This is a genomic window from Paenibacillus sp. 1182 (assembly GCF_017833915.1).
In the GTDB taxonomy this organism is placed as follows: domain Bacteria; phylum Bacillota; class Bacilli; order Paenibacillales; family Paenibacillaceae; genus Paenibacillus; species Paenibacillus polymyxa_D.
The window spans coordinates 134,124-158,288 of sequence record NZ_JAFICR010000011.1 but is presented as its reverse complement, the minus strand read 5'-3'; the positions used below and the strand labels follow the sequence as shown (position 1 = coordinate 158,288).

Annotated in this window: 21 protein-coding genes; 6 read left to right on the top strand and 15 right to left on the bottom strand. The window is 45.2% G+C overall.

Going from position 1 to position 24,165, the window contains the following annotated elements:
* Positions 1–260 precede the first annotated feature (260 nt).
* The 8 genes from JOD82_RS21215 to JOD82_RS21180 form a co-directional block, all read right to left on the bottom strand.
* A complete protein-coding gene (locus tag JOD82_RS21215) occupies positions 261–1,919 on the bottom strand; it encodes a response regulator transcription factor (protein ID WP_209949895.1) in 1,659 nt (552 codons plus the stop codon).
* Complete coding sequence (locus JOD82_RS21210) at positions 1,912–3,702, bottom strand: cache domain-containing sensor histidine kinase (RefSeq protein ID WP_209949894.1); 1,791 nt, start codon at positions 3,700–3,702, stop codon at positions 1,912–1,914. The genes JOD82_RS21215 and JOD82_RS21210 overlap by 8 nt, the downstream gene beginning before the upstream one ends.
* Before the next feature lie 169 nt (positions 3,703–3,871).
* Positions 3,872–4,453, bottom strand: coding sequence for a peptide deformylase (def, locus tag JOD82_RS21205; RefSeq protein ID WP_023990342.1), 582 nt, complete (start codon positions 4,451–4,453; stop codon positions 3,872–3,874).
* 341 nt (positions 4,454–4,794) lie between these two features.
* On the bottom strand, positions 4,795–5,769 hold the full coding sequence (locus JOD82_RS21200; protein ID WP_069011653.1) for a polysaccharide pyruvyl transferase family protein: 975 nt from the start codon (positions 5,767–5,769) through the stop codon (positions 4,795–4,797).
* Complete coding sequence (locus JOD82_RS21195; RefSeq protein ID WP_029519252.1) at positions 5,744–7,123, bottom strand: lipopolysaccharide biosynthesis protein; 1,380 nt, start codon at positions 7,121–7,123, stop codon at positions 5,744–5,746. The genes JOD82_RS21200 and JOD82_RS21195 overlap by 26 nt, the downstream gene beginning before the upstream one ends.
* Positions 7,124–7,196: 73 nt before the next feature.
* Positions 7,197–8,150 carry a glycosyltransferase family 2 protein gene (locus JOD82_RS21190; RefSeq protein ID WP_165149472.1) on the bottom strand — a complete coding sequence of 318 codons (954 nt, stop codon included), beginning with the start codon at positions 8,148–8,150 and terminating at the stop codon, positions 7,197–7,199.
* A gap of 40 nt (positions 8,151–8,190) precedes the next feature.
* Complete coding sequence (locus JOD82_RS21185; RefSeq protein WP_029519255.1) at positions 8,191–9,132, bottom strand: glycosyltransferase family 2 protein; 942 nt, start codon at positions 9,130–9,132, stop codon at positions 8,191–8,193.
* A 204-nt stretch (positions 9,133–9,336) separates the two neighbouring features.
* Complete coding sequence (locus tag JOD82_RS21180; protein ID WP_039273781.1) at positions 9,337–10,137, bottom strand: DUF1836 domain-containing protein; 801 nt, start codon at positions 10,135–10,137, stop codon at positions 9,337–9,339.
* A gap of 225 nt (positions 10,138–10,362) precedes the next feature.
* Here JOD82_RS21180 and JOD82_RS21175 point away from each other — a divergent pair, with 225 nt between their 5' ends.
* Positions 10,363–11,733 carry a hemolysin family protein gene (locus JOD82_RS21175; RefSeq protein ID WP_029519258.1) on the top strand — a complete coding sequence of 457 codons (1,371 nt, stop codon included), beginning with the start codon at positions 10,363–10,365 and terminating at the stop codon, positions 11,731–11,733.
* 125 nt (positions 11,734–11,858) lie between these two features.
* Entirely contained in the window at positions 11,859–12,656 is a 798-nt protein-coding gene (gene bacA, locus JOD82_RS21170) for an undecaprenyl-diphosphate phosphatase (RefSeq protein ID WP_029519259.1), read from the top strand.
* A 134-nt stretch (positions 12,657–12,790) separates the two neighbouring features.
* Here the strand turns inward: bacA and JOD82_RS21165 are convergent, their stop codons facing one another.
* The 7 genes from JOD82_RS21165 to JOD82_RS21135 form a co-directional block, all read right to left on the bottom strand.
* A complete protein-coding gene (locus tag JOD82_RS21165; RefSeq protein WP_025721930.1) occupies positions 12,791–13,117 on the bottom strand; it encodes a thioredoxin family protein in 327 nt (108 codons plus the stop codon).
* Positions 13,118–13,270: 153 nt separating this feature from the next.
* A complete protein-coding gene (locus tag JOD82_RS21160; protein ID WP_069011651.1) occupies positions 13,271–14,182 on the bottom strand; it encodes an aldo/keto reductase in 912 nt (303 codons plus the stop codon).
* 276 nt (positions 14,183–14,458) lie between these two features.
* Entirely contained in the window at positions 14,459–15,202 is a 744-nt protein-coding gene (locus tag JOD82_RS21155) for an alpha/beta hydrolase (protein WP_165149478.1), read from the bottom strand.
* Between the two features lie 33 nt (positions 15,203–15,235).
* Positions 15,236–16,216 carry a siderophore ABC transporter substrate-binding protein gene (locus JOD82_RS21150; RefSeq protein WP_209949893.1) on the bottom strand — a complete coding sequence of 327 codons (981 nt, stop codon included), beginning with the start codon at positions 16,214–16,216 and terminating at the stop codon, positions 15,236–15,238.
* Positions 16,217–16,228: 12 nt separating this feature from the next.
* Positions 16,229–16,987 carry an iron ABC transporter ATP-binding protein gene (locus JOD82_RS21145; protein ID WP_039273792.1) on the bottom strand — a complete coding sequence of 253 codons (759 nt, stop codon included), beginning with the start codon at positions 16,985–16,987 and terminating at the stop codon, positions 16,229–16,231.
* The gene (locus JOD82_RS21140) at positions 16,981–17,931 is read right to left on the bottom strand and encodes an iron chelate uptake ABC transporter family permease subunit (RefSeq protein WP_209949892.1); all 951 of its coding nucleotides are present in this window, start codon (positions 17,929–17,931) and stop codon (positions 16,981–16,983) included. Before JOD82_RS21140 ends, JOD82_RS21145 begins: the two co-directional genes overlap by 7 nt.
* The gene (locus JOD82_RS21135; RefSeq protein ID WP_025721924.1) at positions 17,921–18,874 is read right to left on the bottom strand and encodes an ABC transporter permease; all 954 of its coding nucleotides are present in this window, start codon (positions 18,872–18,874) and stop codon (positions 17,921–17,923) included. The genes JOD82_RS21140 and JOD82_RS21135 overlap by 11 nt, the downstream gene beginning before the upstream one ends.
* 325 nt (positions 18,875–19,199) lie before the next feature.
* Here JOD82_RS21135 and JOD82_RS21130 point away from each other — a divergent pair, with 325 nt between their 5' ends.
* From JOD82_RS21130 to JOD82_RS21115, 4 genes are all read left to right on the top strand, one after another.
* Entirely contained in the window at positions 19,200–19,877 is a 678-nt protein-coding gene (locus JOD82_RS21130; RefSeq protein ID WP_209949891.1) for a response regulator transcription factor, read from the top strand.
* A complete protein-coding gene (locus tag JOD82_RS21125; RefSeq protein ID WP_209949909.1) occupies positions 19,874–20,791 on the top strand; it encodes a sensor histidine kinase in 918 nt (305 codons plus the stop codon). The genes JOD82_RS21130 and JOD82_RS21125 overlap by 4 nt, the downstream gene beginning before the upstream one ends.
* Before the next feature lie 108 nt (positions 20,792–20,899).
* Positions 20,900–21,577 carry an ABC transporter ATP-binding protein gene (locus JOD82_RS21120; protein ID WP_165149486.1) on the top strand — a complete coding sequence of 226 codons (678 nt, stop codon included), beginning with the start codon at positions 20,900–20,902 and terminating at the stop codon, positions 21,575–21,577.
* On the top strand, positions 21,574–24,132 hold the full coding sequence (locus JOD82_RS21115) for an ABC transporter permease (protein WP_209949890.1): 2,559 nt from the start codon (positions 21,574–21,576) through the stop codon (positions 24,130–24,132). The genes JOD82_RS21120 and JOD82_RS21115 overlap by 4 nt, the downstream gene beginning before the upstream one ends.
* The last annotated feature ends 33 nt before the right edge of the window (positions 24,133–24,165 follow it).

The following is a 24,165-nucleotide window of genomic DNA, read 5'->3' as shown; positions in this document are numbered from 1 at the left end:
TGGTGTCATGATCCGGCTTCAGATTATCCCCATTATATAGAATAAATTTAAATGAAATAGAATCGAAAATGTGAACATCGTGTCAAAGCTGTGTCATAACGATGGCGATTTGATGAAAACAGCCTAAATCCCATAATAAATGTGACATTTCCTATTGATCTATCTTTTTTTCATCATGCAAAAAAAGCCTCTCTTCGTTCGGAGGTCGTACCTCCGACATCTGTAAGAGAGACTTCATAGCGTTAAACCTAGGGATTCTATCAACAGCCATCTGTTCCTCCGTTCTTTTGAACCCGATTACGATAGGAGGAAGGTGACATTCCACCATACTTTTTAAATTTACTATGAAAATAATCTGCATTCGCATACCCTACGCGTTCCGCCACCTGGTGTACCTTAATTCCTTGTGCAAGCAGCTCCCTCGCTCGCTCAATCCTCACCTTATCCAGGTAGACATTAAAGGCCTCGCCAGTATGACTTTTGAACAGCTTGCCCAAATAGCCACTATTGTAATTGAACATATCTGCCAGTAACTCCAGTCGCAAATTTTCATCGTAATGACCATGTATAAAGTCAATCATTTGTTTCATGATGATGTCCTTGCCACCAGGATCAGTCTGGCCAATCCATTGCAACACATGCTCCAGCGAGTGATCCACCAGCTCGCCCAATGTGGAATAAGCATATACATCGGTTATAAAGCTGGAGTGCTCCTCCAGCACGGTTCGACTGTGATCCTGTCCGGCTGCATACTTGTTCAACGCCAGTGTGAATGTTTGGGCGAATGCCGCCTTGATTGCGGATTCTGTGCGATAAATCCGCGGAAATTGGACTTCCATTTCCTTAATGACACGGGTTGCAGCTTCACTATTAGCCATATCTAGCGCATAGTACAGCTTTTCTGCATAACGTATGGGATCATCTGTGGCACTATCAGACGCTCCACTCATTTCAGTCTCGACTGTCTCCAATTCGTGTAGGTCTCCAGGAAGCATGACTCTTTCTGCCCGGAACAAAAACGTACGCTCCAATAATCGCAGTGCCTGCTCAAAAGATCTGGGAATGTCGTTAAGAATGGCTACAGGATCACCGGCAGCCGCATAAATTTCCGTTGCCCACGGCTTTAGGTCCTGTCGCCAAACAGCCAGTAGCTGAACAGCATCTTTCTCCGTTTTTAACGTGGCGGGAAGCAAAAGGCCCACATATATTCCCGCCTCAAACACGATACCTCTACCCTGCTCATGGCACAATTCTGTTAGCCGCTGCTTTGCTGCCGACTGCCGGGCTTGCCGATCCCAGTCAGGTATACGTAAATCTATCAGAATAATCTGATAGCTACTCCAGTCTAATGCTGGTAACGCTGGCTGTTGTCCATGTTTTCCGTTACCGCTTTGATGTTCAGCCTGCTTGGATGCTCTGTGCAGAGAATCGCTGCTTTCTACAGCATTACGAGTATACTCTCGATGAACCGGAAACAATAGAGCTTCGATCCAATTACGCTCATGAGAAGGCGGACTTCCCCATTTGCCGACTTCTTTCTCATCCTCAATGTTTTGCCGTACCCGCTTCAACTCTGTCGTCATTTCTTCCTCATCAACTGGCTTCAGTAGATAGCCATCTACTCCGAAGCCCATGGCTTGCCGTGCATAATCAAAGTCTGCATATCCGCTTAATATGAGAAAATGATACGGCTCCCCGTTCTTTTCACGTATACTACGTATAACCTCCAGTCCACTCATCCCGGGCATACGAATATCTACAATGACTAGCTCCGGCCGATGCTCTCCGAACTTATCCAGAGCCTCGCGTCCATTCCCTGCCGTATCGACAATACGGAAGCCACAATCCCCCCAGTCAATAATGGAGGACAATCCTTCACGAATCGCTGGCTCGTCATCTACAATCATGGCTTTATACATTCGACTCTTCCTCCCTTGGTATGGAAAAGTATACGGTTGTTCCTACTTGTAATGCGCTTTCAATATGCAATCCATAACGTTCACCATACATCAATGTCAGACGTTGATGTACATTACGCAGGCCAATACTACTCCCTTCCGGCTCATCCGTCCCCCTGATCCGAGCTAGCAGACGGGTCAGTTGCCCAGCTTCCATGCCAATCCCATCATCTTCTACTTTAATTTTCAACTCTCTTTGTTCTATTGCAATATTTACCTTCACGGTAACCGGCTCTTCCTTATTTTCCAGTCCATGAATGACCGCATTTTCCACCAGCGGTTGTATGATTAAGGGAGGAATCGACATGTCCGTCGCATCTTCTTCCAAATTCACTTCATAGATCAAGCGATTTCCAAATCTGAATTGCTGAATTTGCAAATAGGATCGCACCATATCCAGCTCCTGTAGTACCGTCGTTTTACCACTGCCAATCTCCAGATTCCGGCGCATCAGCCTGCCAAGCAAACGCACCGTCGTTGCAATTTCCGCTTCCCCATTCAGATGTGCTTTCATTCGAATAGATTCTAATGCATTAAACAGAAAGTGTGGATTAATTTGGCTGGCCATCATTTTTAACTTGATATCCTTTTGTGCCAATTCCAGCCTGTTATTGTGCTCACTCGTCTCATAGACCTGCGCCATGAGTTGGCGAATACTACTCACCATATAGTTGAAACGGCGGGATAAATCCCCGATCTCGTCCCTTCCCTCCACACTCGATACCACATGAAAATCGCCCGCGGCTACCTTACCCAGCTCATAGCTCAACCGCTGTAGGCGTTTGGTAATCAGCCAGGAAATGATGGTGATCAGAATCAGTGCCATAACCAGCACTGCAAGAACACATAAAGCACCAATCAGGCTGATTCGATTGGCTCCCTGTACAATATGCTCCGTTGAAAACACTGAAATAATCGTAAATCCGCTCACACTGGAGGCGGGCAGCAGCTCATCCACGATGATGTTGGAGGGCATTCCGTTGATTTTCGCTTCATATATCCCCTTACCCGCACGCTGGACATCAAAGCCCAAATGTAAATCGCCCAACGTCTGCCCCACCGACTGCGGACGAGTAGCTGCGACCACAATCCCGTTACGATCCGCAATCAATGTTTCAAAAGGCTCCTTGCTCAGCATATGATTCAACTCGGTCTGGCTCAGCGATATCATCAGAACTCCCTTGGTATTGTATTCGGGAAATGGAATTTGCCGTACCAGGCTTAAGCGATTAACCGGGTTATCCTCCTTATCCTGAATGTAAAACCAGTTAATCGCCGTCCCCTTCAAAGCCGTCTGGAACCACTGCTGCCGCTCAATGTTAGAGTCCACTGGAATAAACTCCAGATTATTGACAAGCGTCGGATTGTACGAATAGAACCGAATGGTAGCAACCTCTCTATATTGCTGAGTGTACTCATTAAAATCCTTGTATTGATGATACGCATTCATCAGCTCTACCATACCCGGATACCGTCGGTTTGCCATTTCCCTCAGCCTTTTATCGAACATCAACCCATTTGAAATATCCGTTGGCACACGTAGTAAATTTGCCGTCTGGCTTTTGATCTTTTCCACATTGTTTACCGTCTGGGCAATTGCACTATTCAATGCCTGCTCTCGCAAATAAAAAGTTACGCAGCCGCCAACCACCAGCACCGGAATCATGACAATTAGTACGTAGGAGAACAGCAGCTTATTCCGCATACGCATATTACTCATCAGAAGCCATACTCCACGATTCATGCCATCCCTCCCACAAGATAAGCGCTTACATTTTTTGCGTGTTTTCACATCCTCCATCTCGACCTATATGTATGTATCCAGTTTAATGCTTCGTAACCTCTATATCTATGTTTTTTGCAAAATTTAAAAAATGTGGCGAACAGAGTCACCACACTTTACGATTCCTAAACTATTTACGTACAAAAGGTTCGATATGCACTCCCTGCGGTAGCTTGTGCGGATCTTCCGGGTTGATACGGTCATAGAACATAATACCATCCAAATGGTCCATTTCATGCTGTACAACAATCGCTGCATAACCTTTGAACGTCAATAGCTCCTGTGTTCCGTCTGGTAAAGTGGCCTTAATACGAATTTTTTCGTAACGCGGTACATATCCGGCTACGTACCGATCTACCGACAAGCACCCCTCACCCTGCTCCAAATAAATCATGGACGTGGAGTGGCTGACTAACTTCGGATTAAACAACGCATACTCTACCGTTTTGTCTCCATCTTCATAATAAATAGCGCACATTCTTTTGTTCAAACCTACCTGGTTTGCAGATAACCCCACACCCGGGCGCAGTTCATAGCGGGTAGCCAGCTCTTCATTTTGGCTATTTTTCAGATAATCCAGCATCCATTGCATCTGTTGAAGATCCTCTTCAGATAGTGGCAAGCATACCGGATCAACCTTCGTACGCAAAATAGACTCCCCTTCACGCACGATATCCTTCGTGAGAAGCATGTCCATCGATTGATTACTCATTCGTCAGCCTCGATTCATTAAAATAAATATATTTTCATGTGATGTACTGCCATGTAATATGTGATGCGGTGCAAAAACTGTGGGATTTCCCGATTTTCTGCAAGTTTTATCCCATAAATTATATCTATTCATGAAATGAATTGTCAAAATAAAGCGACGTTTTTTGGGGGGGGAAATTGGCGCAATAAAGACCTCTACGGGGGCGTCCTACTCTTTTAGATTAAGTCATTAAATATACACTGCCATTATTATTTATCACATTAAATGATTTTGTCTCTATATAAAAGCCTCCTAAATCATTTCAATGATCAGGAGGCTTTTGAAAATAATTTTTCTTACTATTAAGATGGCTGCTCCAACGCACTTGGAGCTTCACTAAACAGCTTCGCCTTTGGATTCGGGTGTGTCCAGGTATTATAATATTGCGAGTTCTTGCCGTAGGAATTGTCAATGACAACGTGCGGCATATCAAGCAGGCAGGCCAGAATGTGACCGTGTAGCCGTGAAGTGCGAACCTCGCGATAAGAACTGAACAGCGTAACCGCCTTGTTCATGAGATGGTCGGTGTACTTGTACCAGAATGTACGGGTAGGCAACGGGCCGCCGATTTTCTTATTCAGTCGGTAAAACTTTTGGAAATAGACGATCCCCTTCACTTCCAGCGGAGTGAATAAAGTATCCCAGTCCAGACGGTGTGAGGCATCAGCCTCGTCATCGAATTTTTTTTGGCCCCCCACCGTTTCAATATCCGTACGCAGGAAGTACAGTACGTCCTTCACGGTTTCCGTAGTCGGCTTCAATGGCCAGAGCTGGTGAGCCATATCAGGACATAGTGTGATACTGCACTGGTTCAGCTTGTCCTTAGCCCACTGATAAGAGCGAGTATCCCGCACAAACATATGTAGATCCGGGTGAGCATTAAACAGGGCAGCGACCTCATTAGCCTTCTGTTCAGATTGAAAGTGGATCGTTTGCGGCATAATCACAATTCGGTGGTTAGGGAAATCGCGAACGATGCGTTCCCGCAAATTTTGGTGATTTGAATAGAGATCGCCGAAGTTGCCGCCGCCGTGACACACGATAATCCAGTCACCCGGGATTTGAAGCTGATCGGGAATATCCATGGCGCTATAACGGGCACGGACACGGATGCCATTATCCTTGAAGAACGCCTCAGTGCCTTTCATGATGAGTACATCCCCACCGTTATTATAGACGGGATAGTCGACATAAATGATGTTCGAACCTTGGGGGACTACGTCGAGAATGACGCTCAGCTTGTTTTTCAGTTTAGCCATGGGATGCAAATTCGGCATCTTTCAGTTCTCCCTTCCTGCGCTTCTTTTGTATTGTCTGAATGACGAATGTAATATCACTTTTATCAAAAATGATCCGTGATAGCGGAACATTGAAAAACATGGGGAACGAGAACAGTGAGAACGCCAACCGAACACAAGCGCCTACAAGCAAAGCAATCGCAATGCCATCCAGACCGAAGATCGGTGTACAAATAAAAAACAGACCGACGGTGATCGCATAGGCTACAATTTGCCGGAACAATACCAGTCCCGGACGCCCCAGCGCGTTAAAGGCCGAAGCCAGAATCCATGAGCCGCCACCAATGATACATTCCAGTGACAGCAGGTAGAACGTTAGCGATGCTTCCAGAAAAGCGGGGCCGTACAGCAAACCCAGCATGTATCGTCCAATGAAGAGAGCAGGCACAATGACGATTAGCATCGCAGCCATAGAGATGCGAAAAGCACGTCCTACCGTTTCGACAATCTTGCTGTGCTCCATTCCCGTAACCTTTGGAAAGGTAACGTTAGTGACGGCATTTTGCACTACATTGAACACACGAGACAAGGCGTAGACGACAGAGTACAGGCCGAACGCTTTGGGTGATAGCAGTGCCACAATAACGATTTTGTCCGTTTGTGTGGACAGCGTCCCCATCAACTCCATCCCGTAAACCCTCGCTCCATAGCTATAATAAGGACGAAGCACTTGGCGGCTGGTAAATGGGCGGAAAGTACGCAAATTCATATACTTGCGCAAACGGAGGAACGCCCACACTAGTGCAAGGAAACTCGCGGCAAAATTCACTGCTCCAGCCAGTTGCACATTGAGCAAGCCCATCAGCCACAGTGTCACCAGACCGATGAAATTCAGTAGTGGGTAGTAAAACAACAGGCCGTTATATACGCTAAATCGATCCAGCCCTTGCGACAATGCTGTCGTCAGCGCTGTAAGCACTGCCAGCGGTATGGCTGCCGCACAATAAAGCTGGGACAGTTGGATGATGTCCGCACCATAACCATTCAGCCACAGCGGCATGCATATCCAGGCCACCGCTCCTGCCAACAAGCTGGCAGGCAACTGAATCCAGAGCGACAACGCCAGCAATTCTTCCGTCGTGCCTGTTTTCTTCTTGATGTTATAAATTAACGACGTTGGTAACCCGAAGCTCAACACACTGCCGATCAGCGTAGGCCAGAACAGAACTGCCGCCAGTTCTCCTTTCCCCTCTACTCCGAGCATACGTGCGGTCAGGATGGAAGTCAGGGTCGTAACGATTAGCACAAAAAAATTGTTAAAGCTCGTGCGCATGATCGTTTTGGCGAGACTGTCACCCGTGAATACTTTCCTTGCTGCTGTCCATGTGCTCATGTTACGTCCAACTCCTGTTCCTTATTAAGCCTCTCGTCTCTATGCTCGCATCGCGTCTTTTGACGCACCTCCATCAGCCTACCGTTTTTTTGGAATTGCGTTCAGGCAACTGCCCCCCGCCAACAAGATCCTTTGGACTTGAAAAGATCGCTTTCAACGCTCTTCTATAGCCTTGAATGGCAGTATGATTTTTCTTGGGCTTTTCTCTCAAAATCTGATACAACGTCGTCCAGTATAGCGCTGCATAACCAATCGGCCCAGATCCCTCATCACGCAGTAAATGAATATGATTCATCACCCGCATATAAGTAACCTGCTCCATATTGTCGCGTGAGGACGGCGATTCGTGATGAAGCAGCGTAAGCGCCGGGTTAATGTACAATGGGCCGCTTTTCATTGCGATGCGCGAAAGTAACAGATCCTCGCCTACGCTATAGCTTTGCAACCAAGGTACCGGCTCTAGACTGCGAATCGCCTCACGGCGAAATGACATATTACAGCCATGAAAAAACTGGGTTCTAAACGTCTTCTTGGCCTTATGCCAGTTATACATCGAGCCGGACTGACCGCTGAGGGACAACCTCCCTTTGGACAAAGACTGCTGGAATGACAGCAAGCATCGAATCGTTCCCATGAAGCTGTTACTCATTCCCTGTGCAATACCGCCGACACCAGCAGCCTGCGGGTAAACCTCATAGGTACGCATCAACTCATTTAAATAGTTGCTCGGCAACTCAACATCATCGTCAAGGAACAAAATAATGTCACCCTGCGCAAGTTCAGCTGTCTTTACACGAGATAACCATAATCCCGGCTGCTCCTTACGATGATATCGGTAGGTAATTCCCGCTCCGCCCAACTGACGCTCATAGCGTTCCAGCACATGCTTCGGCAGTTCTCCGTCGTCAATAATCCATAGCTCGGTTTCACATGCCTCCGGTGCTCCCCCAATGGCAATTGAATTGATGCATCGGGTCAGATCGTCAACCCGATTTCGGGTGCACAGAGCAATGGACAAGCTTAACATCATACTCCCCCTTTATCCTGTCAATGTGTAAAAAAACAGATTACTGAACCGCCGGGCCTAAATATTCGTTATATTTTTGCTTGCGCGGGTTCAGAATGAACAACACCCCCTGCTTGTATCCATCTGCGGCATTAAAATTGCGACGCAGCGTTTCTTTGAGCATCAAGTAGGATAAGGTCCATAAAAGGGCTCCATACTGAATCACTCCAGCCTTTTTCAAAGCAAGAAAATAATAGTGGTTAATCGCTGTAGCCTTGGCTACTTTGCCCGCCTTATCGCGCGAGCTTGGAGATTCATGATGAATAATGGTTAAGTCAGGATTGATAACCAATTTGCCGTAACGGCTCGCTAACTGGCACATGTACAAATCATCAGCCACGGCATAACTGGTCATCCACGGATACGGCTTCATGTCCCGAAGCGCATCCCTCCGAAATGACATATTGCAGCCATGGAAAAATTCTGTATCGAAAACCTCTGTTGCTTCGCCCCATCGCAGCAAAGAACCTGCCAGACTACTAGGCGAGAGCTTGCCGAGGGATGAAGACATCTGAAATGTCAAAACGCCCAGCAGCTTTCCTGCCCGGCTCGAATGTAATCCCTTTGCAATCCCTCCAACACCCACAATCGTTTTATCCTGATCATAGGTATCGAGCAAGCGCCGGATATAGAGTTTATCGTCCAGTTCTGCATCGTCGTCAAAATACAGCACAATATCATACCGCACAAGGGACAAGGCCTCATAGCGAGATAACCAAACGCCGGGACGACTTTTTTTATAATATTTCAAAACGCTTTGAGGCAATCCGGATACCATGTGACGGTACTGCTCGATCTGTTGGTCGGAAATATCGCCGTCATCAACAATCAGCAGTTCTACAGCCGTATGCTCCAATTGCTGCTGTACTGCAATAGATTGTATACAGCGTGTCAGGTCTTCGATCCGGTTGCGGGTACAAATGATGATGGAGACATCGGACATGCCATTACCTCCTGTGTGTGTATCCAGATGCTTTGGAAGAGATATTCAAAGTTTTTCCAATTGCTGGATTATATATGTTTATTGTATCTTTGACAGCGTTTTAGTGTATATACCTCTTTTGTATACTTTTTCAGTCTCCAAAAGGGTAGACAATCCTCTAAAAAGAGTAAAAAAATAGGATTGGCTTCTAGTGCCAATCCTTATTTACCCTTGGAAGTCCAGAAACAACGTCGCATTCACATACCGACGTGCCATGGACAAAAAATAACTATTTTGCACCGCTACTGCTGCCACCAGCAAAGTATTACGCACTGCTTCACACTGGTTAGGGGTCAAATGCTGTAAACGACTGGTGTATTGATCAGCCGCCTGAACCAGCAACTCCTCTGTCGCACCTTCCTGACGCTGCTGTACTGTAACGGAATCTCCGTTATCCTTTACATAGCCTGCACCAGCAACATCGAGCAGTTGGTCTCCGTTCGCATCCAGCTCCTCAAACAAAGTTGAGTAGGCAGCGTACAAATCGACCGGCTGAATCAGATCGTCCGTATCATCTTCGGGCTGTTGGAACAGGATATGAAATAGCTGACGAATGGATTCAAAATCAAGACATGATTTTAAATCTTCTACAATGAGCAATATAGCTGCCTGGTTGACCGAGTATTTTTTGCCGATCTTCGGAGCGCCGAGAAATTCCTTGAAGTCGCGTTTGACCCAATTTTGCATAGATGCTAGTGACACATGGCTGTACTCGACTAGTTGTCCCAGGGAAACAATCTCTTGCAGCGAAAAGGCTGCGCTGTGCTTACCCTTGATGATTTTATCTAGCACAGGTGTCACATCGGTGTATAAAAATGTCGGCATCGCGCTCCCGGAGCGGGCGAGATGGCTATGAGTGCGCCTCCAGGCGTCCTGCAGAACGGCCAAAGGCTGCAATTCGCGGCGACCTTCCATGGCCAGCAGCAAATGGGCCATATCACGACGAGTAAGGGTAAAAGACTCCATCTGCTTTCCTCCCTTTATTACATTTCAAGTTCATTTGAACTCATCATACGCCCTCAAACTAGGCTTGTAAAGTGAAGCAATGAGACGTGCGGGTTCTATTATGCCTTATTTTCTGTGTAAATTGGAGGTAGGCGACCTGCTACGATTCCATATGAACCTTGTATATTTTCTTTTAAGTTCTTAAAATAAGTTCAAGTGAACTTAAAATGGAGTTCCTTAAAAAAATTGAACGAAAAAGGGATGAGTGAAAATTATATGGGTATAGGTGTCAGTCTATTTTTGTTTGCGGTGTTGATTTTATTTAGTGCTTTCTTCGTGGCTACCGAGTTTGCGATTATTAAAATCCGTTCCAGCCGGGTCGATCAGCTGGTTGTGGAGAACCGTAAAAACGCACTGGCGCTACAAAAGGTCGTCAATAATCTGGACGGCTACCTGTCCGCCTGTCAGCTTGGTATTACGATTACAGCGTTGGGACTCGGCTGGCTCGGTGAACCGACCGTAGTCAAATTGCTGGAGCCTCTCTTTCAACAGCTCAACATCAATGGGGATTTTTCACATATCCTGGCCTTTATTATTTCATTCGTCATTGTAACTTACCTGCACGTGGTGATCGGCGAACTGGCTCCCAAAACATTGGCGATCCGCAAAGCGGAAGCTGTCAGTTTGTTAACCTCTCCAGTCATCGTTTGGTTTAACCGGATTATGTATCCGTTTATTTGGCTCCTTAACGGCTCGGCCAATCGTCTGGTTCGTCTGTTTGGTCTTCAACCGGCTAGTGAGCATGAAGAAGCGCACTCTCAGGAAGAAATTCAGATCATTTTGTCCGAAAGCGTGGAAAGTGGTAAGATCAATAACACCGAATATGGCTACGTAAATCGTATCTTTGCTTTTGACGAGACCGTTGCCAAAGAAATTATGGTGCCACGTACAGATATGGTATGCTTGTTTACGAATCGCTCGCTAAAAGAAAACATGCTGACTATTCACGAAGAGCAGTATACCCGTTTTCCGGTGGCGACAGATAGCAAGGATCAGATCATTGGTATGATTAATACCAAACAGCTATTCCTTGAGTATGATCGCAATCCCGAGCTTGTTTTCGACAGCCTGATTCAACCGATCTTGACCGTTCCGGAAGTTATCCCCGTCAACACACTGCTGAAACGTATGCAGAAGGAGCAGGTTCATATCGCTCTCCTGGTCGATGAATACGGTGGAACCTCCGGTCTCATTACCATCGAGGACATTTTGGAGGAGATTGTTGGCGAAATTCGGGACGAATTTGATAAGGATGAACGGAAGGAAATCGAGAAACTGACGGAGAACAGTTATTTGATGGATGGTAAAGTGATGCTTTCCGATCTGAGTGATCTGACTGGCTTGACATTGGACGATGAAGACGTGGATACTGTCGGAGGGTGGGTGTATAGCCGGGTTCCGGAACCTAGACAGGGCAAGGAATTCATAGAAGAAGATGTGAAATTTATCATTCGTGAAATGGGTAAAAATCGTATTCGTCGGGTGGAGATTATTTTACACTACACATCCCCCGCATCTGAATTGGAAGCAGAATCGGACACTTCTTCCCGGGAATGAACCGTGTGACCTGAGCGTTTATCTTTGCACTTGACACTTGTGTTCACTCCTACTGAAATGACATATCTCCAGGGCAAACGGCTTAGGTCGTTTGCCCTGCACGCGTGTAAGGAGGAGCTAGTAAAGTGGATATTTTATCTTCTATTATTATGGGAATTATTGAAGGGCTGACAGAGTTTTTGCCGGTCTCTTCGACGGGTCACATGATCCTCACGGCTGATCTTCTAGGATTAAACACAGAGAATGATACGGTCAAAACGTTTGAGGTTATCGTGCAATTAGGTGCTGTGCTGGCAGTCGTCGTATTATACTGGCGCAGATTCCTGAGCCTGTTTGATTTCAGACGCAAAATCTCGAGTCAGCCACGTCTAAACCTGTTACATATTATTTTAGCCATGATCCCAGCTGGGCTAATTGGCGTACTGTTCCGTGATGTAATTAAGCAATACCTGTTTGGTCCTGAAACGGTTCTCTATAGTTTAGTCATCGGAGGCCTGTTGATGATTGCGGCCGAGAAATTTCATCCGCCCATTAGATCACATACGTTGGATGAGATCACGTACAAACAGGCTTTTACCATCGGTCTGTTCCAAGTCCTAGCTCTATGGCCAGGCTTCTCCCGTTCAGGCTCAACCATGTCTGGGGGCCTATTCGCACGTGTAAGTCATACGGCAGCCGCGGAATTTACATTCCTCGTATCGGTTCCGGTCATGCTGGGTGCATCGGGTATTGATATGATTAAAAGTATGGATCATCTGTCTATGAGTGATTTTCCGGTGTTCGCAGCAGGCTTTATTACTTCCTTTATCGTCGGGATGCTGGCGATCAAAACATTCCTCGGTCTGCTCAAACGCTTGAGCCTGACTACGTTCGCCATTTACCGCTTCGTGCTGGCGGCTGTGTTCTTTTTCATTATTTTATAAGCTATTGTTTGGTACCAATAACCAATAACTAAAAAGGGATATCCATAGGATCTGAATGATCAGCCTTGGATATCCCTTTTACTATTTTGCAGAAAGGATAGATCGTACTGAACGATCCCTATCATGCGTTCTGATTATTGTTTGGATTCCAGCGTAGTCAAATATTCCGAGATTTGAGCTGGCGTTTTAGCGTATTTGCTGTGCAAATGAGCAATTTTTTCGCCATTTCGGAACACGAGCAGACTCGGAATGCCGCGCACTTGATTTTCGTCGGCAATCGGCTGGAATTTCTCCGCATCAAGCGCAAAGAAACGCTTATCCGCGTTTTCTTCAATAATGCCGTCCATAAATTTATCCAGTGTCTTGCAATCCGGACACCAGGTTGTATCAAATTTCACGACGGTCAGACCGTCACCGTTAATTAAATCCTGATATTGCTGCTGAGATTCGATGCGTTCCATTCGTTAGTCCCTCCTAGGTTGTATTTACAAAACATCTCCATATTCACATATGGAATTATATAAACGGAAGCTTATTCTTATATTGTAATGGTTCTTTTATAAATTGCAACTGGGATGGGTACATGTTTGACACTTGTCCCATCATTGCCCGGATCAGCGGTATTGCGTATCATAACGATTGGCTCGGCTAATTTGCTGTAGCGCCTGCCGCTCTTGTTGAGTTAGCGGTGCAATATCCGCAGCAGAAATATTATGCTCCAATTGTCCCAAAGAGCTTGCACCCGGGATCACAGCAGCGACAGTCGGATGTGAAAGGCTATAACGGATCGCTGTCTGACCCATACTACGATCCGCCCCTGCAAATACCTTTAATTGCTTACGCACGTCCAGCAGCTCTGCTTCTTCGTAGTCTAGGTATCCCTTCGCTGCCTTTTCTTCCCCCTTATCAGCCAATACACCGCTCGCTACGGGTCCACGTGCAATCACGCTGATTCCCCGCTCCTGAAGCAAAGACAGTACCTCTTCCTCTGCACGTCGGTCCAGTAAACTATACTGATTCATAACACTAACGATATTCGATCGTTCCACATATTCACGGATGACGTGCGGGCGAATGGAGGAAATACCATAATAACGGATGACGCCCTCCCGCTGCAGTTGCTCGAAAGCCTCAATGGTTTCGTCGATCGGATCGTCAATCGTCCCTCCGTGCAGCTGATACAGGTCGATATAGTCCGTTCCCAGGCGGCGGAGACTTTCTTTCACGGCTGACAGGATATATTTCTTGGACGGGTCCCATTCCCAGCCCTCCTGCCCTGGTATGCGCCGGTTCCCAACCTTGGTCGCCAGGATAACATCCTGCCGCCGTCCACGGATCGCTGCCCCCACAATTTCTTCATTGCGTCCATGCTGGTACAAATCAGCCGTATCCAACAGATTTACGCCTTTATCCAACGCTTCATGAATCAAGTAAACAGCTTGCTGCTCCTCCGTACCGACCGACATACATCCCAGGCCAATCTCACCTACCAGCAAATCTGATGATCCTAGGCGGTTTCTTTTCATTTATGCTCCCCTCACTTCCAATAACGTATAACTTTAAATTTTCAATATTTCTCTATTGAATCAATTTCATAAATGATTAAACTAACGAAATGTATACTTCATATAGACAAATTAAACCATTTTGATCTATATGTACTCTTTATTAAAGCTACTGAAGGTATTATGAAATTGATTCTATTATACAAAAAAACAACCCCAAAGGCATAGAGACTCCACGCTCTCCAATCCTTTGAGGTTGTTGTATACGACTCGTAATTAATTCGTAATTAATTCGTACTATCCGAATAGCCATTGAACGGCCTTAGGAAATTGACGCTGAAAACAATCCACACGATGTACCGCATCCTGATCCAGCTCAAGAAGCACATCTTTTGCATCCAGTCCCTGTGTCCGCAGCAACTCGTGTGCCTGGAGGGTGAGCGGAACCATATCTTTTTGTACATTCGTCTTCCCTTCACCTTCACGGGTCCCGACAGATATATAAAAGCGCTGTGTCCCATCCCTCACAGTTGCACATGATGCAGATTGCATATAATCAATCATACCCGGATACCAATACGAGCCTGAGATGGAACCGACGCGTCCGAATACGTCCTTATACTGGAAGGCGGCATACATGGAAATTAATCCGCCCAATGAGGCGCCGATAATGCCCGTATGCTCCGTTCCAGTATGCACTGGATATTTTGCCTCGACGTATGGCATTACTTTTGTAACCACAAACGCCAGATAGGCATCTCCACCACCACCAAAAGCAGGTCTTCCTTCTACTAAAGCAGCTGCCTTCCAAGGCGTATAATCATCCAGCCGATTTACGGGCTGAATACCCACCAGCACCACACGGGGCAGCTCCCCCGTAGAAAAACCTCTTTCCAGCTCATCTAATCCGCTTAGAAATAAAGAGCTACCATCCTGCACATACAGCACCGGATACAGCTCATTATGATTCACGGAGACGGGAGGTGTATAGACGTGCACAAGATACCCATCTAATGAAATTTCATCTACATGACCTTTCATCCTACACAGTCCCCCATGATGTAAATGTATGCATTACAATGCAGCATCTATTTCCTTGATCATTTCAGATACAGATTCCAGACCGTTACCTGACAGGTACCAGTAGTTAGGATCAAGGTATACAATATGACCGTTTTTAAATGCATTGGTTTTCTTCACCAGTTCATTCTCCATGGTTTGTTTACCTGTAACCTGCTCCTTGCCTTCTTCGACCACCACTGCTCCACGGTCAACGACAAAAATATAATCCGGATTTTTTTGCTGTACATATTCAAAAGAAACTTTTTGTCCATGCGTGGATACTTTAATGCCAGGATCTACAGGGGTTACGCCAAAAGCATCATGAATGATACCGAAACGGGATTGTGAGCCATATGCGCTCAGGCTTCCTTCATTTGTCAGCACGATCAGTCCTTTAGCTTTGCTCGCTACAGCCTTGTCATGTACGCCCTTGATGGAGCTATCAATCGCAGCCAGTTCCTGCTTGGCAGCATCCTCTTTGTTGAAGATTTGCCCCAACGTTTCCACGTTCTTTTTAAAGGAATTGATGTAATCCTTGGTGTCTACAGCCATCGAAATAGTAGGTGCAATTTTGCTCAACTCTTTATAGGCATCCGCTTGTCTGCCACCGATGATGATCAGTTCAGGAGAGAGATCACTGATTTTCTCATAATCCGGTTCAAACAGCGTACCTGCACTTGCATATTTGGAATCTTTATATTTGCTCAAATACGTAGGAAGATCCTGCTGCGCTACCGCCGCAACGTCTACGCCCAGCTTGTCCAACGTATCCAGTGAACCAAAATCAAATACAACAACATTTTTGGGGTTAACTTTGACTTGAACCGGGTTTTCATCGAGTGCATGTTTGACCGAGATGGTTTTGGATTCAGTGGTTGCAGTCGAGGAGCCCTCACCTGTCGCTTCCGGTGTTACCGGAGCCGCTTTACCACAAGCCGACACGATCAGTACCAATGCAAGCATCAGCGTTAAAAACATCATATTTTTCTTCATTTAACATTCCCCCTAAGTGAAATAAACGCAAATTTTATGGTCACCAATCTGTTGAATCGGAATATCCATATCGTACAAGTCCTTTAATACCTGACTATCAATCATCTCGTCAGCCGTTCCTTGTTTTAGCAACCTGCCATCCTTCATCCCTACAATATAGTCTGAATAGCAGGAGGCAAAGTTAATGTCGTGCAGCACGACTAGAATCGTTTTGCCGAGATCATCCACCAAACCACGCAACGTCTTCATAATCTGAACCGAATGCTTCATATCCAGATTGTTCAGCGGCTCATCCAGCAGGATGTATTCTGTGTCCTGAGCCAAAATCATGGCAATAAAAGCCCGTTGTCGCTGTCCCCCACTAAGCAAATCAATATGCTTATCTTTCATATCCTCCAGTCCCATGTAAGCCATAGACTGCTCCACCATTTTGCGATCCTCGCTGTTCAATCTGCCCTTGGAATACGGAAAACGACCGAAACTGACTAGTTCCTTCACGGTTAAGCGAATATTGACATCATTCGTCTGTTTTAAAATCGATATCTTCCGGGCTAGCTCCTCACTTTTCGTCAGGCTCACGGCTTGCCCGTCAATGAGGATTTCTCCCTCATCACTGTCAGTCAGGCGACTGATCATCGACAACAAGGTGCTTTTTCCAGCGCCGTTAGGTCCAATAAAGGAGGTAATCGTTCCTTTAGGTACAGTGACGGATACCTGATCCACCACATTTTTATTCCCGTAGCGTTTGGATACGTTTTTGACTTCTACCATGACTTATTCTCCCGCAGCAAAAGGTACAGGAAGTACACCCCCCCGATAAAGTTAATAATGACGCTGACTGTTGTCGATAAGTCGAATACTCTTTCTGCCAGCAGTTGGCATCCTGCCAACGCAATAACACTGACACAGATAGAGGCCGGAATAATATAACGATGCTGATAGGTTTTCATCACCTGATAAGCCACATTGGCCACAATTAATCCGAGAAACGTAATCGGCCCGACAAGCGCTGTAGAAATGGAAATGAGAATCGCTACGATAATTAGCAGCCTTTTGATAATAAAACCATAAGGGAGACCTAAATTAATCGCATGCTCTCGTCCGAGCGACAGCACGTCCAGATACTTAATGAATCTCCACGCATAAGCAAATACGAGCACAAGCACGAATACAGAAAGCCATAACAGTTCGGTGTTTACATTACTAAAGCTGGCAAAGCTCTTGTCCTGGATTTTCGCAAATTCGTTTGGATCAATCAGTACCTCCATAAAGGTAGACAGACTGTTGAATAGTGTGCCGAACACCAGACCAATCAGCAAAAGCACATAAATCCCACGTCCATCTTTGCGGAAAATTAATTTGTATAGCAGTCCTGCGAACAGCACCATCAGCCCCACCGACAGCAAGAAGTTTAATTCTTTGCTGGTCGAAATCAACGGGACGGAGCCAAATGCAAAAATAATCGTCGTCTGAATCAGCATGTACAGTGAATCCAGGCCGATAATACCCGGAGTCAAAATCTTATTATTCGTAACCGTCTGGAAAATAACGGTTGCAAAAGCAATGGAGCCACCTGTCAGAATGAAAGCTGCGATCTTTTTCAATCGTCGTGGCAGCGCGTAATGCCAGGTATGCGGAAGATCTATAAACACGAAAGCAGCAATCAACACAAGCGCGGCAGCGGCTAATATGCCGATTTTTAATTTAGGATTCATAAGCCCTTCTCCTCAGCAGCAAATACAAGAACAACGCGCTCCCGATCACACCCACCGTAAGTCCTACAGAAATTTCATACGGATAAATGATGACCCGTCCCAAAATGTCGCAAAACAGCACAAAAACGGCGCCCAGGATCGCTGTATGGGCCAGACTTTTTTTCAAATTATCCCCCATATACATGCTGACGAGATTGGGTACAACTAGCCCCAAAAAGGGAATCGTCCCGACCGTTAAGATGACAACAGAGGAAACCAAAGCCACGATCACTAACCCGACATTGACGGTACGCTTGTAATGAACTCCCAAATTGGCTGCAAAATCCTCACCCATGCCTGCAATTGTAAAACGATTCGCATATATGTACGCCAACGCGACCAAAGGAACACTAAGATACAGCATCTCATAGCGACCACTCATAATGAGAGAAAAATCTCCCTGCATCCACGAAGAAATGCCCTGAATCAGGTTATATTTGTAGGCAAAAAAAGTCGTTACCGAATTTAAAATGCCCCCAAACATCAGACCGACAAGCGGGATAAACACCGGGTCCTTGAAACGGATTTTATCCAGTATCTTCATAAAAATCAGCGTTCCCCCTAAAGCAAATCCAAAAGCCGTCAGCATCTTCGTCCAAAATCCTGCCGCTCCAAACACCATAATGGCCATCAGCACACCCAATCGTGCCGCATCCATCGTCCCTGCAGTGGTGGGAGAAACAAATCGGTTCCGGGTAAGCTGCTGCATGATCAATCCACAGATACTCATACTCGCCCCTGCGATAATGATACTGATCAAACGTGGGAATCTGCTAATCAGGAGTACCTGCGCCTGATCGTTGGTTAAGTGGAACACATCAAGTGGAGTTACATCATGAACACCAATAAAAACCGAGGCGAAGGCCAGTACTAGAAAAGCCAGTATTAAATAACGCAATTTCATCTCTAACTAAGGGAGCCTGTCCAATAACCTGCACCAAGCTTCGGCCCTGTCCTCCCCTCCAATAATGATAATGATTATCAAAATCAACTAGCATAAATTATATCAGTGATATTGTATCTGTCAAATTTTTTTGCAATGAATAAACCATATCAAGAAAGGTGTTAGCAAAACCTGAATAGTCTAAAGAGCGAATGAGCAAATAAGAGCAATATCCTGTAAAATAGAGGTGGAAGATTTTGGGGCCCTCTTTTCCATTTTTACTGTAAGCAGTTCTTGGAATTCGGGTTTCATTAATTTGATAGACCAAAAAAACAGGAGGAGAATGATGAATCACATACTAATCGTCGAGGACGATATCGCCTTGAGTAACGGTATTGTTCTTGCTCTTAAAGAACCTAACAACGTATTTACACAAACGTATGACATTGCTGCTGCAAAAGAACAATTGAACATCACTGCTTTTGATTTAGTCATTCTTGATATTAATTTACCAGATGGAAACGGGCTTGATCTTTTAACAGATATACGAAAAAAAACAACTATACCCGTCATCGTTCTGACTGCGAATGATATGGAAACAGATGTCGTCACTGGTTTTGAGCTGGGTGCTGACGACTATATCACCAAACCCTTCAGTCTTATGGTACTGAGAGCAAGAGTTGGCGTTCAGCTAAAGAAATCCAGATACTCGCTTGCAGACTCCACTCAGCTAGACAATTTTTCTTTTTCATTCGAGAGAATGGAATTTATTAAAAATGGTACACCTATTGAACTAAGTAAAACGGAGCAAAAATTGTTGCGCATCCTAATCAACAATCGAGGAAATACCGTTTCGCGTGATCATTTAATAGACAGCATCTGGACTGACGGGGCTGAATATGTAGGTGAAAATGCCTTGTCGGTTACGATAAAAAGGCTACGTGACAAGCTCGAGGATCATCCTTCTTCCCCACAATATATTAAAACGGTTTATGGGCTGGGCTACACATGGGCGTTGAAATGACAACACTCCTATATATATGTATTGGAATTGCCGTTGTTGCTGTATGCACCGCTGTGGGTGCTATTATGCTGTATCGCAGGAGCATCCATAAAACAATGAAAACCATTGAGAACATGCTGGATGCCGCGATAAATGGCAGCTTCTCAGAGGATGTCTTTGATGAATCCGTTCTTTCTTCAATAGAAGCTAAATTCGTGAGATTTCTTTCCATTTGTTCCGTGTCCTCCAAAAATCTGCTTGCTGAAAAGAATAAAATAAATGAGCTGATTTCCGATATTTCACACCAAACGAAAACACCATTGGCCAACATCCTGCTTTATTCCCAACTACTTAGCGAATACGAACTATCACAGGATACCTCCACTTGTGTGAAAGCTCTATCAACACAGGCCGAAAAGCTTAATTTCCTAATCCAGGCATTGTTGAAAACATCGCGGCTTGAAACGGGGATTATCACGGTAGCGCCAAGGCAAGAATCTGTTCATAAGCTCCTTGATGCTGCACTGGAGCAAATAACGCCAAAAGCAGATGCCAAAGGGATTTCAGTTATTAGGGAGGACACCGTTATTCATGCTTATTTTGACCTAAAGTGGACCAGTGAAGCTGTCTATAACATTATGGATAACGCTATAAAATATACAGAGACAGGCGGAAGCATGGATATAAAAGTGATGGCATACGAATTGTTTTGTCGAATTGATATTACTGATAGCGGCATAGGCATTGCAGAAGAAGAACAAGGGAAGATCTTTACCCGCTTCTATCGCTCCCCTACTGTTAACTTGCAGGAGGGTGTCGGGATTGGACTGTTTTTAGCTAGAGAAATCATCGCTGCGGAGGGTGGGTACATCAAAGTACGGTCACACTACGGCCGTGGTTCTACCTTCTCTATTTTTCTTTCTATGGATACTTAATTCTTTCAATACCGTTAGATTTCAGAAAGATTGTAGAAAGATTAGTGTGTTAGTGTCTGTACTGTAGATGACTACGATACAGACATTTTTTTGTGGAGGAGAATGTATATGGGCCTATTGAAAACTCAGGCATTAAGGAAGCATTACGGGAACGGAGATACTGCTGTTCATGCCTTAGACGACGTGAATCTGGAGGTGGAAAGCGGAGAATTTGTCGCTATTATCGGTACGTCCGGGAGCGGAAAATCTACCCTTCTCCATATGCTGGGTGGACTTGATCGTCCGACAAGTGGAAACGTTACGATTGACGGCAAGGATATTTCTACACTAAAAGACGAAGAATTGACTATTTTTCGCAGACGAAAGATTGGCTTTGTTTTTCAAAATTACAACCTGGTGCCTGTCTTGAATGTCTACGAAAATATTGTGCTTCCTATTGAACTGGACGGTAAAGAACCAGACAAAGCCCACGTAGATAAAATTGTACATACCTTGGGCCTTGACCATAAAATGAATGATCTGCCAAACAATCTTTCCGGTGGACAACAGCAACGTGTAGCTATTGCCAGAGCACTGGCAGCCAAGCCCGCCATTATCTTGGCAGATGAACCCACCGGAAATCTGGACAGTAAAACCAGTTTGGATGTAATGGGATTGATTAAGGTATCCAGCCAGCAGTTCGCCCAAACGATGGTAATGATTACCCACAACGAAGAAATCGCGCAGATGGCAGATCGGATCATCCGCATTGAGGACGGTAAAATAGTAGGTGGTGCGACCCGATGATCAAAGTAAAAAACAGTAAGGCGGTTCGTAATTTATCAGATAAAAGTTTTAAAGCGAATAAAATCCGCAATATTATTGCGATTATCGCTATTGCCTTAACCACTTTGTTATTTACATCTCTATTTACTATGGGGCTTGGCACGATGGATAGCTTCCAACAGGCAACGATGCGACAGGCTGGTGGGGCAGGGCAGGGTTATCTCAAATATATCAACGATGAGGAATTTAATCACATCAAAGACCACACTCTTATTAAAGAGATAGCGTATAGCCGCCTGTTAAGTGAAAAGGTGACGAACGAGCAATTTTTAAAGCGCCATGCGGAGTTCTGGTATCATGACGATGTAGGGCTGAAGCTAGGATTGATTGAGCTAGAAAAAGGCCACAAGCCAGTGGCGGAAAATGAGGTTATCGCGGACTCGAAGACCCTACAGTTACTGGGTACTCCCCTGAAAGAGGGCGCCACATTGTCCTTGAAGCTTGAGGTTCACGGCAAAATGGTACAGCGTGAATTTATCCTCTCCGGCTGGTGGAAGAGTGACCCCGCCGCCATGATAGACAGAGGTCAAATTTATGCTTCTAAAGCTTATGTGGATGCACATGCCGAAGAATTACGCTACACATATAAGCAGGATCATGATATGACCGGAACCATCAATGCAACTATCATGTTCGGTAACAGCTCGAATATGCGGGAAAATCTTAATAAAGTGATTACAGAAAGCGGTTATTCCCTTGACAAAAATGCACCGAACTACATTGCAAGTTCTGTGAACTGGGCGTATCTTTCCAACACTTTCAGTTCGAACCCTGAAGCCGTCTTCCCCCTAGCCACTGGTCTGTTACTGATCATGCTTACTGGCTACTTGATCATCTATAATATTTTCCAAATCTCGGTGATGCGTGATATTCGTTTCTACGGTCTTCTAAAAACCATTGGCACAACCAGCAGGCAAATCAGCAGAATTATCCGCAGACAGGCATTATTTCTTTCCTTGATCGGGGTTCCTATCGGCTTGCTCGCAGGTTTTTTAGTCGGCAGATCGCTTATCCCTCTGCTGCTTATGAACACTTCTATGCACGCAAATGCTGAGGTAACTACATCCCCCAGCCCATGGATTTTTATCGGCTCCGCTTTGTTTGCAGTCATGACAGTTATGATCAGTGCATATAAGCCTAGTAGAATTGCGGCGACTGTGTCTCCGATCGAGGCAGTAAGATACGTAGACGGAACTACCAAAAAGGATAAGAAAAAACTAAAAAAATCTACTAACGGTGCTAAAATGCCGCTGATGGCTCGAACCAACTTAGGCCGCAATAAGAAGCGGACTATTTTGGTGCTGCTTAGCCTTTCTCTAGGTCTAGTGCTACTGAATACTACTTTTACATTATCCCAAAGTCTGGATATGAATAAGTATGTGTCTAAAAGTCATGACACTGACTTTCTGATTGCACATGCTGATTATTTTCAAGAACATTTCACGGGCCCTGACAATGCAACGACAGAAAGCTATATTCAGGCCGTTCAGGCACAACCCGGTTTTGAAGAAGGTGGACGATTGTACAGTGGCGGCAATTTATTCACTGTCGAGTATAAAGAGAACAAAGAGGGGAAGAAGCTGTACGGGGAAATCGTCACTCCTGACGCTCGCGGCAACTTATCTGCACCAGTGTATGGGCTTGAAGATCTCCCCCTTCACCGACTACAATTAATTGATGGTGAGCTTGATTATGGCAAGCTAGCTTCAGGAAAGTATATTTTGGAAGGAATCAGGTTAGACAATTACGATCATCCTGAAATGGAACTATCCGTATACAAAGTAGGTGAAAAGGTTACTCTTCATAACTATATGGACACAGCAAATGCCCAGGAGTATACTAGCCATGAATTCACAGTGCTTGGTCATGTTGGCGTAAAATCATCCAATTCTGGTGTAGCCGTTGCTAGTTATACTGACTTCTATCTCCCGGCGGATATCTACAAAACGCTTGTGAAGAAGCCTGTGGTGATGAGTTATGCCTTTAATGTATCCGATAGTAAAGAAAAAACGATGGAGAGCTTCTTAAAGAACTATACCGAAATAAAGGAGCCCACGATGCATTATAAATCCAAATTCACCTCAATTGCCGAGCTTTCAGGTATGCAAAAAACAATTTTGATGATCGGCGGTACGCTCAGTATTATTATTGGGGTGATTGGCATTATTAATTTTGCAAACGCGCTTCTAACTAGTATTCTGACCCGCCATCAAGAATTTGCTATACTACAAAGTATCGGCATGACCAACAAACAATTAAAAACAATGCTTGTTTATGAGGGGATGTACTATGTGCTCGGCACCAGCATATGCTCCATCTTATTAGGAAGCCTATTTTCCGTCCTGATTGCGAGACCCTTGAGTAGTCAAATATGGTTTATGAGTTATAAATTTATTATCTGGCCGCTGATCCTCGTGCTGCCTGTTCTGCTCGCTCTTGGGATCTGTCTTCCTCTCGCTATTTATTCTCTGAGCGACAGGAAAACTATCGTAGAACGACTGCGAACAGAAGAATAAATCCCCCTGTAAAGAAAATGACCTGGTTAAAAC

Bases quoted from the DNA above. Each gene is read 5' to 3' on its own strand.
- JOD82_RS21215 (WP_209949895.1), bottom strand. From the start codon at position 1,919: ATGTATAAAGCCATGATTGTAGATGACGAGCCAGCGATTCGTGAAGGA.
- JOD82_RS21210 (WP_209949894.1), bottom strand. From the start codon at position 3,702: ATGAATCGTGGAGTATGGCTTCTGATGAGTAATATGCGTATGCGGAAT.
- def (WP_023990342.1), bottom strand. From the start codon at position 4,453: ATGAGTAATCAATCGATGGACATGCTTCTCACGAAGGATATCGTGCGT.
- JOD82_RS21200 (WP_069011653.1), bottom strand. From the start codon at position 5,769: ATGCCGAATTTGCATCCCATGGCTAAACTGAAAAACAAGCTGAGCGTC.
- JOD82_RS21195 (WP_029519252.1), bottom strand. From the start codon at position 7,123: ATGAGCACATGGACAGCAGCAAGGAAAGTATTCACGGGTGACAGTCTC.
- JOD82_RS21190 (WP_165149472.1), bottom strand. From the start codon at position 8,150: ATGTTAAGCTTGTCCATTGCTCTGTGCACCCGAAATCGGGTTGACGAT.
- JOD82_RS21185 (WP_029519255.1), bottom strand. From the start codon at position 9,132: ATGTCCGATGTCTCCATCATCATTTGTACCCGCAACCGGATCGAAGAC.
- JOD82_RS21180 (WP_039273781.1), bottom strand. From the start codon at position 10,137: ATGGAGTCTTTTACCCTTACTCGTCGTGATATGGCCCATTTGCTGCTG.
- JOD82_RS21165 (WP_025721930.1), bottom strand. From the start codon at position 13,117: ATGGAACGCATCGAATCTCAGCAGCAATATCAGGATTTAATTAACGGT.
- JOD82_RS21160 (WP_069011651.1), bottom strand. From the start codon at position 14,182: ATGAAAAGAAACCGCCTAGGATCATCAGATTTGCTGGTAGGTGAGATT.
- JOD82_RS21155 (WP_165149478.1), bottom strand. From the start codon at position 15,202: ATGAAAGGTCATGTAGATGAAATTTCATTAGATGGGTATCTTGTGCAC.
- JOD82_RS21150 (WP_209949893.1), bottom strand. From the start codon at position 16,216: ATGAAGAAAAATATGATGTTTTTAACGCTGATGCTTGCATTGGTACTG.
- JOD82_RS21145 (WP_039273792.1), bottom strand. From the start codon at position 16,987: ATGGTAGAAGTCAAAAACGTATCCAAACGCTACGGGAATAAAAATGTG.
- JOD82_RS21140 (WP_209949892.1), bottom strand. From the start codon at position 17,931: ATGAATCCTAAATTAAAAATCGGCATATTAGCCGCTGCCGCGCTTGTG.
- JOD82_RS21135 (WP_025721924.1), bottom strand. From the start codon at position 18,874: ATGAAATTGCGTTATTTAATACTGGCTTTTCTAGTACTGGCCTTCGCC.
- JOD82_RS21130 (WP_209949891.1), top strand. From the start codon at position 19,200: ATGAATCACATACTAATCGTCGAGGACGATATCGCCTTGAGTAACGGT.
- JOD82_RS21125 (WP_209949909.1), top strand. From the start codon at position 19,874: ATGACAACACTCCTATATATATGTATTGGAATTGCCGTTGTTGCTGTA.
- JOD82_RS21120 (WP_165149486.1), top strand. From the start codon at position 20,900: ATGGGCCTATTGAAAACTCAGGCATTAAGGAAGCATTACGGGAACGGA.
- JOD82_RS21115 (WP_209949890.1), top strand. From the start codon at position 21,574: ATGATCAAAGTAAAAAACAGTAAGGCGGTTCGTAATTTATCAGATAAA.